This window comes from Bacillus sp. N447-1 (genome assembly GCF_022701035.1).
Taxonomy (GTDB): Bacteria; Bacillota; Bacilli; order Bacillales; family Bacillaceae_G; genus Bacillus_A; species Bacillus_A cereus.
Genome location: NZ_CP065509.1, coordinates 2234322 through 2249187, shown reverse-complemented (window position 1 = coordinate 2249187; position 14866 = coordinate 2234322). Strand labels below are relative to the sequence as shown.

The window sequence follows — 14866 nt, the reverse complement described above, 5'->3', positions numbered from 1 at the left end:
AAACGAGCAAATTGCGTTATGCAACTTGCCCGTTTTTCTTTTCGTTATTTTTTTTCTGATCACAATTCATTAATGGATAGAAAGCAAATCCGATTACGAATAAACCAATTCCGAGAAGGAACGTTTTTATATCGGATGCGCCCGTTTTAATAACCCATAGTGCGTAGCAAAGTGCGATAACTGCGACTATGCCATCTGTAATTCTTGCCCGCATTTCATTTTTATATGTTTCACCAGTTGCGACTAGTTTTAACTGGAAGATTGGTGAAACGAGATATGGAATGAGGTAAGCCAGTGTCGATACGGTAATAACGAATGTATAAGCTTCCGCAATGGTTCCTGATAATGTTGAGAATAGGAATACTTGCGACATAATGTTTGTTAATCGTAATGAGTAAATTGGACTTCCTTTTTTATTTGTTTTTGTGAAGAAGGAAGGGAAGAAACCTTCTTTTGCTGCTTGATAAGGTACTTCTGAGCTTAATAAAATCCAGCCTAAGATAGAACCGAACAGGGAAGTAAGAGCAAGTAATGCCATCAGTTTCCCGCCGCCATGACCCATTGCAGCGTTTAGTGCATCTGCTAATGGACGTTCAGAAGCTTGTAATTTATCAACGTGAAGTACACCCATTGTTAAAATTGTGATTCCTAAGTAAATTGCAACTGTAATAAGTAATCCCGCAACTGTTGCACGTTTTACCGTTTTTGGAGAAACAGCACGGTTTGATAAAAGAACGGCTGATTCAATTCCGATAAACGCCCAAAGCGTTGTAAGAGCAGCTAAATTTACTTGTGAAAGAAGACCGTGTGATGCACCTGATTTATCAATCATCGGTGTGTACCATTGTCCAAATTTAGAAGCTTCGAATGCAAATAACGTAACGACGATGAATAAAAGGAATCCAGTTACTTTCGTTGTTGTTGCTAAGAAGTTTAGTTTTCCAGCTCCGCTTACACCGTTTGTTAATATAATATGAGTTCCCCAAAGTAAGATGGAACAAATCGTAAATGTAATTAGTTTTCCGACTTCTACGTTAAACGAGCCGATTGAAAATAGTAGTCGCGTATCTTTCATAATTGGGAAGAAGAGTGATAAATATCCCGCAAATGATGTAATGATGGCAACGTTACTTGCCCAGTTTGCAACCCAATATCCCCATACCATACTGAAACCAGCCATTTTTTTCTTTTTTGGTGTTGAGAATAAAGCATACGCATGACTTTGTGGCCCTGTCGTTAAATCAGGACGACGAATTGCTAAATTACCGAAAACAAGAGCTAGCATTAAAACACCAAACCCTGTAGTTAACCAAGCTAAAGTGACACCGAGTGGGCTTGCTGTTTGTGCCAACGTACTTGGCACCATGAAAATACCAGCGCCAACCATGTTACCGACAACGAAAGCTGTTAGTACCCAAAAGCCCCATTTTTTTTGTTGCATAGAAAATACCTCCAAAGTTAGTATAACCAAGTCAAGCGAGGAGATATGTATGTCTTCCTGAGTCAGGAAGAGAAGTCCCAAACAAAACAAAAAAAGCACGTAATTTGCCGCTACATGCTTTCTATCTTATAAGAAACCCACGACATACCTCTCGATAGCTCTCCACAAACGAAACGTTTGTGACAGTTCTGCACTTATTAAATACAGACCCAGCAAGCGTGCATGGTGGACACGACTTACTTCGGCAACCATTCCTTTCTCATTCCTTCATCAATGCCACTACATCTCCTGAAATGATACTCTTAATGATTGCAACCTCTACCTCACCGAGATACGAATGAGGATTTAAATATTAAATTAACGTCTTTAAGAGTAACAAATGTATTTTTATACGTCAATGGATATAGTAATAATCAGATTATAGAGAAGAGTTTGTGATTAAAAGTAAGAGGGATTGTTATGTGATATTTGAATTTTCGTAATATAATACATGTTATTAGCGCTAGATGATTGAAAAGGGGATGAAGTAAATGTCTGTATGTCATAAACATTCAGTAATAGGTGTGCTAGATTCGGGAGTTGGGGGATTAACAGTTGCGAGCGAAATTATAAGACAATTGCCTAAAGAAAGCATTTATTATATTGGTGATAATAAGCGTTGCCCGTATGGGCCAAGAAGTGTAGAGGAGGTGCAATCTTTCGTATTTGAAATGGTTGAGTTCCTCAAACAGTTTCCATTAAAAGCGCTAGTCGTAGCATGTAATACTGCTGCAGCTGCTGCATTGACTGAGCTGCAAGAAGCACTTTCCATTCCAGTTATTGGCGTTATACATCCAGGAGCAAGAGCGGCAATTAAAGTAACAAAGAAAGAGAAAATCGGAGTAATTGGAACTGTAGGTACGATAAAATCTAATATGTACGAAAAAGCATTACACGAGCTTGATACATATTTGGAAGTGCATAGTCATGCGTGTCCGAATTTAGCTACAGTTGTAGAAAATCGATTAGAAGATATAGCATATGTCACGCAGCAAGTGAAACAAGCTTTACTTCCATTAACGAAAGAAGATATAGATACGTTAATTCTTGGATGTACGCATTATCCACTTTTAGAGTCCTATATAAAAAAGGAACTAGGAGAAGATGTAACGATTATTAGTTCTGCAGAAGAAACAGCGATAGAGTTAAGTACCATTTTACAGCACAAAGGAATTTTGTCTGACAATCTGAATCCGAAGCATCGTTTTTTTACAACGGGATCTGTTTTATCATTTGAACATATTGCTGAGCGATGGCTAGGGTATCAAATTTCTGTAGAATGTGTACATTTGCCTATGAAAAATGCGTGTATGCATAATTAAGATTTAGTAAATTACGTTTTTAAATAAATTAGGTTCGTTTCATAAGAAGGAAAGAATAAGCTTTTAATTGAAATGATTAAGGTCATTTTAATTAAAGGAGAGGTTTGATTATGGAATTATCAAGATCTCAATTATTTGCTTTGGAGTATATTTCAAAATATGCAGAGAACGAAAAACGTGAGGCTAAAGCAACGATTAATCATATACTTAAAATGTCTAATATTACAGATGAAATATTTGAAGAGGCTGTCGCTAATTTAAAATCTCACGCAAGGATTGCTTTACACTTTCATCCAGACAGACTAGATTCGAGTAAGAAAAGTGTTGCTGAAGCACTATTTGAGCAAGGAGTATATAAAAGTCAGTTTGAAACATTGCTATCTAATGGAAGCGTATCTGCTTATCCTGGTGGTGAACGTGACCTTTGGGAAAAGAGAATATTTGGAGGGGCATATCAATTAGAAGGCGTAACGAATGATCAACGTCCAAAATACGGAGCGCTAAATTTAATGTTACATCCAGATGGGCCGGCTCCGCGTTTTGGTTCCTGTTATTTTCTCTTATCTCCAAAAGTTTCTTCGCGTTCTACATATACATATTTAGATTCGCATCAAGATCCGAAAGAAAAGGGGACTTACGAGGAGTTTGATATGATTTTAGCTGCTCTTTTGGAAGAGACATTCGTAAGAGATTTTGCAATTGGTGAAGGAAATTTGACTCCAACAATATTAATTAATCATTTACTGGCTAATCTGAAAAGGCCGTTTATAGATGTAGTAAGCAAAGAGCCAGCCCGTAATCTTAATCATTATATTGAAGCGCAGATTCATGGAGAGATTTCTCTAAAAGAAGACGTGGAAGCGCTTATTGCAGATCCTTCATTTAAGGGTACGGATGTAGGAAGAGTTTTAGAAGAAATTTGCCTGAAGTATGCTATTGATTTGTATTGGCACATCGGTTTTGTACTTGCGGTAGACGAAGTTCCGATGGATTTTAGAGGTTCAAAAATGCCATCTTTAGCAAGACGTATTGCACGACATAATTGTATCAATGCCAATATAATTGGCTCTGCTGTAGCGGATTTGAAACGCAATCCATTATCTTGGAGTGATTGTGGAACTTATGAAGAAGTGCTTCAGGAATTAAAATTATTATGGCATGTTTTAGTTCGATTTGGAAAACCAAATCGGAAGTAGAATGAAATACTCCGTTTTTGGAAGTATTTATATAGAAAAGAAGCTGATCTATTTATAGATCAGCTTCTTTTTATAAGATTAAACTAAGTTTAATACAGTTACTTTTTCACGTGTCATAGACTCAAGGCTCTTACGAATACCTTGTGCGCCCATACCTGAACCTTTTACACCGATGAATGGGAAGTGGTCAGGGCCGCGCTCTGTGCGTCCGTTAATTTGAACAGAACCAGTTTCGATTTTGTTAGCAATTGCAAATGCTTTGTTAATGTCTTTAGTGAAGACACTTGCTTGCAGACCAAATTCTGATTTGTTAGCAATTTCAATTGCTTGTTCATCTGAAGAAACACGGATGATTGGAAGGATTGGGCCGAATGGCTCTTCCCAAGCAACTTTCATCTCTTCTGTTACGTGATCGATTAATGTTGGGTAAATTAAGTTACGCTCACGTTTGTTACCGATAACGATTGTAGCACCTTTTTCTACAGCGTCGTCAACTAAACCTTGAACGAAGTCAGCAGACTTGTCGTCGATTAATGGAACGATTGTGCTATCTTGTTCTGGAGATCCAACTGATAGTTCAGCTACTTGTGCTTTTAATAAGCTAACAAGCTCGTCCGCTACGTTTTCGTGTACAAGTACACGTTTAATAGCTGTACAACGTTGACCAGAGTAAGAGAATGCACCGCTTACGATATGGTTTGCAGCATCTTGTAAGTCAGCATCTTCACGAACGATACCAGGATCTTTACCACCAAGTTCTAATACAAGTGGAATCATTGAAGCTTTTTTCGCTAAATGTTTACCTGTGTTTGTACCACCTGTGAACGATACCATATTGATGCCTTCGTGCTCTACTAAGTAGTCACCAATTACAGAACCGCGTCCTGTAGCTACGTTTACAAGACCTTTTGGAAGGCCAGCTTTGTGGAGTGCTTCAACCATTTTAATACCACTAATTGCACCTTGAGTTGCTGGTTTGAAAATAACAGCGTTACCCATAATTAATGCTGGTGCAAGTTTTGCAGCAGATAAGTTTACTGGGTAGTTAAATGGTGCGATTGCTAATACAACACCAAGTGGTGCGCGTTGGATAATCGCAAGCTTAGATTTTGTACCGCCCGGGAAGCTATCGCCCATCATGCTTTCTCCGTGCATATGTAAAGCTTCTTCGATCGTGTAACGAATGAAGTCAGCTGTACGAACAACTTCTTTCTTCGCATCTTTATATCCTTTACCGACTTCTTTCATAATGATATCGGCAATTTCATCCTGCATATTTACGAGCTCATCAGCCCATTTATATAAGTATTTTGCGCGATCTTGTAGGGAAGCTTCAGCCCATGATTTTTGAGCTTCTTTTGCAGATGCAATTGCTTCATCTACTTCTCCGCGAGTAATTGCTTGTACTTGTCCAATTACTTCGTGTAAGTATGGAGATGGAATTTCGATTGTTTCTCCTGAAGAGCTTTCTCTCCATTCTCCGTTTAAATAAAATTTGTACGTATTGCTAGTTGTCATGATTAGTCCTCCTAAAATAGCAACTTGTAAGAGTGAGTATAAGGTGATTGTAGGGGGTTTGATAACATTTTTCAAATGAAATGTTTGTGAAAACGATTTCTTATTCTTTTTTTATTTTGTATGCCCTTTCTTACAGAACATTCCCTTATTTCAAAATGGTGTATCATATATTTTTATTTAAAGTGTGAAAAAATAATTGACAGAATACTCAATAAAGTTGTAAGATTATAAATGGAAAATAAATGAAAGGGGTGTGCGTAATGATTGTAATCGTAAATGTAATGGGCTTAGCTCTGTTAAATGGCAGAAAACATTCATATCATTACGCAACCCGTACGGATATATAGGGCATCTTTGTCTTATAAGAAGCGTACGTTGCGTATATCGTAACGTACGCTTTTTATGCATTCCTGTGCATATCGTCAAGCGGCGGTATGCTTTTTTTTGTTTATTTTCCCTTGTTTAGTTCCGATAAAAAACTTTGGAAGGTGGAAAAATGTGATGAGATTGTATGGGTTACGAAATGTAAATGTGATAGGTCTGGATAGTGGATAAAGAAATGAGAGGTAAACGAGAACGAGAAGGGAGAGGTTACATTGTTATCAGTATTACTAAAGCTAAAATGGTTTTTTAGGGAGCACTGGAAGAGATATAGTATTGCCATTGGAGCTCTTTTAATTGTGAATATAGTTGAAGTGATTCCCCCGAAAGTGTTAGGGGTTACGATAGATAACATAAAAACAGGAACGTTATCGAACGAAGCTATTATACAGTCTATTCTTATTTTAATAGGGGTTACGATCGTTGGATATGGCCTTACTTTCGTATGGCAACATCAATTGTTTGGCGGTGCATTCGTACTTGAGAAAACGATGCGCTCTAAATTTATGGGGCATTTACTTAAGATGACGCCGACTTTTTATCAAAAAAATCGTACTGGTGATTTAATGGCGAGAGCGACAAATGATTTGAAAGCAATCGCTATGACAGCTGGTTTTGGTATATTAACGCTTGTGGATTCTAGTTTATATATGCTTACGATTGTCTTTATGATGGGGTTTACAATTAGTTGGGAGCTTACATTTGCAGCGCTTATTCCGCTTCCAATTATGGCGTATGCGATGAATATATATGGAAAGAAATTGCATGAAAGATTTACAGTTGCACAAGATGCGTTTGGTGATATGAACGATAAAGTGCTTGAATCAATCGCTGGTGTGCGCGTTATTCGTGCATACGTACAAGAGAATGCAGACGAGGAAAGATTTCATCATTTAGGAGATGACGTCTACGAAAAAAATATGAAGGTAGCAAAGATTGATGCATTATTCCAACCAACTGTGAAAATGCTTGTCGGTCTTAGTTATTTAATCGGCTTAGTGTACGGTGCATACCTTGTGTTCCAGTCAAAGGTGACGCTTGGTGAACTCGTTTCTTTTAACGTGTATTTAGGGATGATGATTTGGCCGATGTTTGCAATTGGGGAATTAATTAATGTTATGCAAAGAGGAAATGCTTCGCTTGACCGTGTGAATGAAACGTTAGCGTATGAGCCAGATGTAAAGAATCCGAAACATCCAAAGCTTGTGCAAGAGCCGGATTATATTCAATTTGATGATGTGTCTTTCTCATATCCTTCATCAACTGAAGAAAATTTAAAAAAGGTTTCTTTCACATTAAAGCAAGGAGAAACGCTAGGGGTTGTCGGAAAAACAGGAAGCGGGAAAACGACGCTTGTACGTCAGCTTCTTCGCCAATATCCGCTTGGAGATGGAGATATTGCAGTTTCTGATGTGACTTTAGATAAAATGACGAATGAAAATGTACTCGGCTGGATTGGTTATGTACCGCAGGAGCATATTTTGTTCTCAAAAACAGCGCGAGAAAATATTTTATTCGGAAATAGGGAAGCGACTGAAGAAGAACTAGAGAAAGCAATTGAAATTGCTGCGTTTAAAAAGGATTTAGAGTTTTTACCAGAAGGGTTAGAAACGCTCGTTGGAGAGAAAGGTGTTTCTTTATCAGGAGGGCAAAAACAAAGGATCTCGATTGCACGAGCTGTTATTCAAAATCCAGAAATTTTAATTTTGGATGATTCTTTATCAGCTGTAGATGCTCGTACGGAAGCAGCGATCATTGAAAATATAAGAACGGAAAGAAGCGGAAAGACGACGATTATTACGACGCATCGTTTATCTGCAGTGCAACATGCGGATTGGATTCTCGTTATGGATGAAGGCGCAGTTATAGAAGAAGGTACGCATGATCAGCTTATCCAAAAGGGAGGCTGGTATGCTGAGCAGTTTGAAAGACAACAAGGTGAAAGTGAAAGTGCGGATAGTGGGGTGAAAATATGAGCGTTTCAAAACGGTTGTTTCAATACGCGATGAAAGTGAAGGGGACGATTTTTGCTGCGATGTTAATGTTATTTATTTTCGTCATCGCAGAGCTTGCTGGTCCTTTCGTCGCTAAAACGATGATTGACGATCATATCGTCGGGATAGAGAAACCTTGGTATGAAACAGAACAGAGTGAAGATGCTGTTTCGTATAATGGGGCTTTTTATAAGCGAAGTGATCGCTTTGAACAAGGCGAGAAAAAAGGAAAAGAAGTACGCGTAATGCAAGTCGGTTTTCAATATTATTTTGTACCGAATAAAGTAAATGCGGAAGGGTCACGGACTGTAAAAGGGGATATGATTACCGTTCAAAATGGTAAGGCGGTGCAAGTGTATAAAGCGAAAGCATTAACGAAAGAAGAAGTGTTTGCATTTTATAAACCAGAAATAAACCGTCTATTATTACTTGGTGGTGGCTATTTCGCTTTATTAGTAGTCGTGTCATTATTTGCATACGGAAAGCAGTTCTTCTTGCAGAAGGCAGCGAACAAAATTATTCAAATTATGAGGGAAGATGTTTTTTCTCATATTCAAACGTTGCCAATTCGGTACTTTGATCATTTACCGGCGGGGAAAATTGTTTCGCGTGTGACGAATGATACAGAGGCCATTCGTGATTTATATGTAACGGTGCTGGCAACATTCGTTTCTAGTATCATCTATATTATTGGGATATTCGCTGCGTTATTTTTATTAGATGTGAAGCTCGCTTCATTATGTTTATTAATTATCCCAATTTTAATTGTTTGGGCGATTCTTTATAGAAAATATGCGTCTGTATACAATCATAAAATGCGCTCTCGCTTATCTGATATTAACGGAACAGTGAATGAATCCATTCAAGGGATGCCAATTATTCAAGCGTTTCGTCAAGAGCGTGAAACGAAAAAAGAATTTGAAGAATTAAATGGCGATTATTTTAAGTATCAAAATAAAATTTTAAATTTAAATGCAGCAACTTCGCATAACTTAGTAGCCGTATTAAGAAATATCGCTTTCACAGGAGTAATTTGGTATTTCGGCGGTGCGTCATTAAGTGCTACAGGTATTATTTCACTTGGGGTACTGTATGCGTTCGTCGATTATTTAACACGATTATTCTCGCCAATTACGAATATGGTGAACCAGCTTGCAAACTTAGAGCAAGCGCGCGTTGCATCAGAACGTGTCTTTGAATTGTTAGAGGAAAAAGGGGAACCGGTAGAAGAAGAACGTATGCCTCGTTTAAAAGGAAATGTAAAATTTGATAATGTATCATTTTCTTATAATGGAAAAGATGAAGTGTTAAAAAATATTTCTTTTGAAGCGAAACAAGGCGAGACAGTGGCACTTGTCGGTCATACTGGATCAGGAAAAAGTTCTATCATGAATGTACTCTTTCAATTTTATGAGTTTGAAAAAGGAAAGCTTACGATTGATGGTCACGATGTAAAAGAGATGCCGAAACAAGCAACCCGTGAACATATGGGAATCGTACTGCAAGACCCGTTTCTTTTTAGCGGGACGGTCGCTTCCAATGTAAGCTTAGAAAATGAAAAAATTTCAAAAGAGCGTATCATAAAAGCATTGCATGATGTTGGTGCTGAAAGATTTGCGAATAATATAAATGAAGAAATTACAGAAAAGGGAAGTACGCTTTCCACTGGAGAACGTCAGCTTATTTCATTTGCTAGGGCGCTTGCTTTTGATCCAGCTATCTTAATTTTAGATGAAGCAACGTCTAGTATTGATACAGAAACAGAGGCGATGATTCAACAAGCACTAGAAGTTGTAAAAAAAGGAAGAACGACATTTATTATCGCTCACCGCCTTTCAACGATTAAAAGCGCAGATCAAATTATTGTGCTCGATAGAGGAACCATTTTAGAAAAAGGCTCTCATGATGAACTCATGAAAAAGCGGGGGCGTTATTACGATATGTATAAAACGCAAATGGAAGGCAATCAGAGTGCTTAATATGCATGGAGGAGAACTTGTGATTTTCACAAGTTCTTTTTTATTGATGAACATGTCGACTCTTTAGCGAATTATGACAGTTAAATAAGAAGTATTGTTTTACCTTTTTCTCCATAAATGCTATATTAAAAAATGTTACTTATTTTTTGTATGTAGCGTTATTTTTCCCTTTTGTTTGATTATGAAGAAAAAGGATAAACTAAATAAGAACATTTTCATTGAAAAATTGTTCAAGATTGCATACAATCAATATAGTTTTTAAATTCCTATCAGAATACTTGGAGGATTACTATCATGAAGAAATTATTTTCAGTGCTTGCAGTAACTACATTAGCGATCGGGATTGTAGCCGGCTGCGGTAAAGAAGAGAAAAAAGATACAGCTAGTCAAGACGCGTTACAAAAGATTAAACAAAGCGGTGAACTTGTAATTGGTACAGAAGGTACATATCCACCATTTACGTTCCACGATTCAAGCAATAAATTAACTGGATTCGATGTTGAATTAGCAGAAGAAGTTGCAAAACGTTTAGGTGTAAAACCTGTATTTAAAGAAACACAATGGGATAGCTTACTTGCTGGCCTAGATGCAAAACGTTTCGATATGGTTGCAAACGAAGTTGGTATTCGTGAAGATCGTCAAAAGAAATACGATTTCTCTAAACCATACATTTCATCTTCAGCGGCATTAGTTATCGCAAAAGATAAAGATAAGCCTGCTACATTTGCTGATGTAAAAGGGTTAAAAGGAGCACAATCTTTAACGAGTAACTATGCAGATATTGCTAAGAAAAACGGTGCAGAAATCGAAGGTGTAGAAGGATTTAGCCAAGCGGCAGAATTATTAGCTTCAGGACGCGTTGATTTTACAATTAATGATAAGTTATCAGTATTAAATTATTTAGAAACGAAAAAAGATGCAAAAATTAAAATTGTAGATACAGAAAAAGAAGCTTCACAAAGTGGATTCTTATTCCGTAAAGGTAGCGATAAGCTTGTACAAGAAGTAGATAAAGCGTTAGAAGATATGAAAAAAGACGGTACGTATGACAAAATAACGAAAAAATGGTTCGGTGAAAATGTATCTAAGTAGTGCATTAGTTTCAGATCGATTGTCTACTTGGATAGATATTATGCAGACTTCCTTCATGCCTATGCTGAAGGAAGCTGTTTTTACAACAATTCCATTAACGCTTATTACATTTATTATCGGTCTTATACTTGCGACGTTAACAGCGCTCGCACGTATTTCAGGTAGTCGTATTTTACAATGGATTGCTCGTATCTATGTATCTATCATTCGCGGAACGCCACTTCTTGTACAGTTATTTATTATTTTCTATGGTCTTCCAACTCTTAATATTGAAGTTGAGCCATATACAGCAGCAGTTGTTGGATTTTCATTAAATGTCGGTGCATATGCATCTGAAATTATTCGTGCTTCTATCCTTTCCATTCCGAAAGGGCAGTGGGAAGCAGCTTATACAATTGGGATGACATATCCACAAGCATTAAAACGTGTTATTTTACCACAAGCAACGCGCGTATCAATCCCGCCGCTTTCAAATACATTTATTAGTTTAGTGAAGGATACTTCATTAGCATCGTTAATTTTAGTAACAGAAATGTTCCGAAAAGCGCAGGAAATTGCGGCAATGAACTACGAGTTTTTAATTGTTTATTTTGAAGCAGGTCTTATTTACTGGGTTATTTGTTTCTTATTATCAATCGTACAACAGATGTTAGAAAAGCGTTCAGAACGCTATACATTAAAATAATCCTTTTACAAAAGGAGTTTTTGTTTTTATGATTTCAATTCAGCACTTACAAAAAAGTTTCGGAGATAATACCGTACTAAAGCATATAGATTTAACAGTTGAGAAGGGCGAGGTTGTTGTTATTATTGGGCCGTCTGGATCTGGTAAAACGACATTCTTACGTTGTCTCAATGTATTAGAAACGCCAAACGCTGGTAATATTCGTATCGGTAATAAAGAGCTTAACTTCTCTCAAAAAGTAACGAAGAAAGATATTGTTAATCTTCGTACGCAAACAGGTATGGTATTCCAGCACCATAATTTATTCCCGCATTTAACAGCACTTCAAAATGTAATGGAAGGGCTCGTTACAGTGAAAAAGATGGGGAAAGAAGAAGCGAAGAAAAAAGCAAACTATTTCCTTGAAAAAGTTGGTTTAGCAGATAAAGTGGATTTATATCCGTTCCAATTATCAGGCGGACAACAACAGCGCGTTGGAATTGCGCGCGCACTTGCGATGGAGCCGGAAGTGTTACTATTTGATGAGCCGACGTCAGCGCTTGATCCTGAACTCGTTCAAGAAGTTCTGAAAGTAATGAAAGAACTTGCTAAAGAGGGCATGACGATGGTTATTGTAACGCACGAAATGCGTTTTGCACATCAAATTGCGAACCGTGTTATTTTCATGGATGGTGGTGTCGTTGTCGAACAAGGTACACCAGAAGAAGTATTTACAAATCCAAAAGAAGAACGCACGAAGAAGTTTTTACAAATGTTGCAATAAATTAAGGAAGGTCTCAAGGCATATGCCTTGAGACCTTTTTGCCATATATATTTATTTGTGGAATCCGCCAAGGCTTTGCTCAGCCATTGCAACTAGACGTTTTGTGATTTCTCCACCAACTGAACCGTTAGCGCGAGCCGTAGAATCTGCTCCTAATTGTACACCAAATTCTTGAGCGATTTCGTACTTCATTTGATCGATTGCAGCTGTTGCACCTGGTACTACTAATTGATTTGAAGAATTTTGGTTTGCCATAGGAATATATCCTCCTTAGAGTTATAAAAGTTTTTTTGGTTGGACTAGCTGGAGTTGAACCAGATTATCGCCCCGGTTGGCGCTAATCCATCGGTAATTAAGTTTGTACTCATAGTATGGATGTTACCTAGAAAGATATACAAAATAATAATTTGTAAATTTTGTCAAAAAAACGTATTGATTTCGTAAATTATGAAATAAGAGTAATCGTTGTATTTTTAAGAAAACAGGCCAAACTAAGGGGGATATTAAATATAATTTTTTCATTGTAGCCTGCTACTTGTAGGCTAATTATTAGCTTCTTATTTATGATTTATTGAAATAAAAATGAAATCGGTAGCAACTTCATAGTTCTATTTTTAAGTAGGGATGGAGTGGGCGCTCCTATGTCTGGATAGGTTGCTCTCTTCACTCTAAAAAAGAGAGGCTTATAAACGATAACGTATGGAGGAATCATGATGGGGATTTGCCCGCTTTGCAACGCATTAGAATCACAAACATATTCTTGTCAAAATTGCCAAAGTATACTCCAAGATTATGGGAAGTCTGTAGATTACATAGACGATTATAGTGCCTATATGGATCAAGAATTATTAAGTGCAGTAGATGGTTTAACGCATAATAATTCAAATGAATATTGCAATCATATTTTTTATTGCAGAGTATGTAACGTGGAAACTGAGGTTGTAGTAAAACTTGTGTAAATAGAAAACTTCCACCTTATTATCTAGGTGGAAGTTTTTGTTTTTGTATTTGTGAGTGAATCATAGGAGAAGGGATATGTTCGGTGTTTGATGAAGCCCCTGATTTTATTTGAGACATTTTTTCTTTTGTATCACGTAAAGAATGTTCAGTTAAGTAGACGGCATATTCGTAAAATAACTGGCGCGTCAGTTCACTTTGCTCTTTTAATTTTTTATCTTGGAATACAGTTCGCCCAGGTTTAGAGTTGGCTTCAAAGAGCCACGGATTTTCCTTTGTGTCTAAACCGATATCAAAACCGATTTCTCCAATATTTCCAGTTACTTGTTCATCGAGCGCGTAACTTATTTGTAAGGCAGTATGTTTTAATTTATTTTCAATTTGAACTTGTTTCGTTGAATCTGGAAAAAGCTCTTGTAATAATTTTGTATCACCGCCACTATTTACGTGCGTTGTTAAACTGCCTTTGCCGGCGATTTTGGCGACGATTGCACTAACTATCCAATTACCGAAATGGTTTTTATTTGTATGAATGCGGAAATCAACAGGTTGCCCATCGAAGCGAAGTAACGAAATACCTTGCTGTACGATAAACTTTTTTAAATCATGTCCTTTTAATACGTGGTTTAGAAGCGTTTCTAATGATTGATACTTTCTCAGTTTATTTTCTTCATTTTCGCGATAACGACAGTAGTAGCAATTCTCTGTTTGAGAATAAAATATTTGATGAATATTTCTACCAAAGCTCCCGTGTATTGGTTTCATGTACACTGATTTATACGTGCCAAGAAACCGTTCTACTTGTTCAAAATGCTGAAATGCTTCTGTATTTGGTAATAAGGGTTTAATTGATTCGTCTTTCGTAAGAAGTTGATGAACTTCCCATTTATTGAAAAAACCTGGGTTAAACCATGGAATGCAGTAGTCTTGTTCTAATTTTCTTTTTGCCCTGACGATTGGTTTATAATTTTCCGCTTGCCGATTCGGTAAGCGATCATAAATGACATTTGGTAAAGGGACTTTTTTCTTTATCCATTGTTTCTCTTGAAAGAAATATCCTTCAATCGTTTCTTCTTCCCAGTGTATATGTTGAACGCCAAAGACGAATACGAACGGTCGTAATGAGAATGGTGGTGTTAACAACTCACTCAGAGCAATTGAACGATTTCCTAAAGGGTTAGAAGAATCATCATTAAAGCCAGTTGTAAAAATGCCGATTAATGGTCCGAAAATAATTGTTTGGTTTTGTGTAAATGCATGAATAGTAGTTGATTGAGGCAGTAAAAGTTTTTCGGCAATATGCTTTCCGATAATAATTTCGCGAGTAAAGGAATAATGAATTTTCACCTCTTCACTTGCAATATGACGTATGCCGAAGGAGAGAGATGTAATAGGCGGTGTAATAGAAAAAACGTAAGGTAAAGTAATGCTATTTGGATGGTCATCTGAAATATTTAATGTATATATATGCTCTTTCAAAATAGGTTTACCTCCTTTCA

The 14866-nt window shown here is 37.0% G+C and carries 12 protein-coding genes and 1 riboswitch; of the genes, 8 read left to right on the top strand and 4 right to left on the bottom strand.

All coding sequences use genetic code 11. From position 1 onward, the window contains the following. Nucleotides 1-16: 16 nt before the first annotated feature. Entirely contained in the window at nucleotides 17-1441 is a 1425-nt protein-coding gene (locus IQ781_RS11285; protein WP_139847171.1) for an amino acid permease, read from the bottom strand. A 147-nt stretch (nucleotides 1442-1588) separates the two neighbouring features. After that, a riboswitch (Lysine riboswitch) is annotated at nucleotides 1589-1770 on the bottom strand. Nucleotides 1771-1971: 201 nt separating this feature from the next. On the opposite strand from IQ781_RS11285, the gene racE reads away from it, so the two are divergent. After that, on the top strand, nucleotides 1972-2802 hold the full coding sequence (gene racE, locus IQ781_RS11280; protein ID WP_000109672.1) for a glutamate racemase: 831 nt from the start codon (nucleotides 1972-1974) through the stop codon (nucleotides 2800-2802). Between the two features lie 110 nt (nucleotides 2803-2912). Then, nucleotides 2913-3998 (top strand): DUF3626 domain-containing protein, encoded by a 1086-nt coding sequence (locus IQ781_RS11275; protein ID WP_139847172.1) that lies wholly within the window; start codon nucleotides 2913-2915, stop codon nucleotides 3996-3998. 78 nt (nucleotides 3999-4076) lie between these two features. Here the strand turns inward: IQ781_RS11275 and gapN are convergent, their stop codons facing one another. Beyond that, complete coding sequence (gapN, locus tag IQ781_RS11270) at nucleotides 4077-5516, bottom strand: NADP-dependent glyceraldehyde-3-phosphate dehydrogenase (protein ID WP_000213634.1); 1440 nt, start codon at nucleotides 5514-5516, stop codon at nucleotides 4077-4079. Between the two features lie 596 nt (nucleotides 5517-6112). Between gapN and IQ781_RS11265 the strand changes: the two genes are divergently transcribed. From IQ781_RS11265 to IQ781_RS11245, 5 genes are all read left to right on the top strand, one after another. Then, nucleotides 6113-7873 (top strand): ABC transporter ATP-binding protein, encoded by a 1761-nt coding sequence (locus IQ781_RS11265; protein ID WP_000953783.1) that lies wholly within the window; start codon nucleotides 6113-6115, stop codon nucleotides 7871-7873. Beyond that, entirely contained in the window at nucleotides 7870-9870 is a 2001-nt protein-coding gene (locus IQ781_RS11260; RefSeq protein ID WP_000116641.1) for an ABC transporter ATP-binding protein, read from the top strand. The genes IQ781_RS11265 and IQ781_RS11260 overlap by 4 nt, the downstream gene beginning before the upstream one ends. Nucleotides 9871-10164: 294 nt before the next feature. Next, on the top strand, nucleotides 10165-10962 hold the full coding sequence (locus tag IQ781_RS11255) for an amino acid ABC transporter substrate-binding protein (protein WP_000732840.1): 798 nt from the start codon (nucleotides 10165-10167) through the stop codon (nucleotides 10960-10962). Continuing rightward, entirely contained in the window at nucleotides 10949-11647 is a 699-nt protein-coding gene (locus IQ781_RS11250; protein WP_000281501.1) for an amino acid ABC transporter permease, read from the top strand. Before IQ781_RS11255 ends, IQ781_RS11250 begins: the two co-directional genes overlap by 14 nt. A 28-nt stretch (nucleotides 11648-11675) precedes the next feature. After that, a complete protein-coding gene (locus tag IQ781_RS11245) occupies nucleotides 11676-12410 on the top strand; it encodes an amino acid ABC transporter ATP-binding protein (RefSeq protein WP_000623610.1) in 735 nt (244 codons plus the stop codon). A gap of 51 nt (nucleotides 12411-12461) precedes the next feature. Here IQ781_RS11245 and sasP read toward each other — a convergent pair whose 3' ends face one another. Next, complete coding sequence (gene sasP / locus IQ781_RS11240; RefSeq protein ID WP_000013338.1) at nucleotides 12462-12665, bottom strand: small acid-soluble spore protein, SasP family; 204 nt, start codon at nucleotides 12663-12665, stop codon at nucleotides 12462-12464. A gap of 458 nt (nucleotides 12666-13123) precedes the next feature. Between sasP and IQ781_RS11235 the strand changes: the two genes are divergently transcribed. After that, nucleotides 13124-13369 carry a hypothetical protein gene (locus IQ781_RS11235; RefSeq protein WP_000510476.1) on the top strand — a complete coding sequence of 82 codons (246 nt, stop codon included), beginning with the start codon at nucleotides 13124-13126 and terminating at the stop codon, nucleotides 13367-13369. Between the two features lie 19 nt (nucleotides 13370-13388). On the opposite strand, the gene IQ781_RS11230 is transcribed toward IQ781_RS11235, so the two are convergent. Next, the gene (locus tag IQ781_RS11230) at nucleotides 13389-14846 is read right to left on the bottom strand and encodes a YheC/YheD family endospore coat-associated protein (RefSeq protein WP_000658062.1); all 1458 of its coding nucleotides are present in this window, start codon (nucleotides 14844-14846) and stop codon (nucleotides 13389-13391) included. Between the last annotated feature and the right edge of the window lie 20 nt (nucleotides 14847-14866).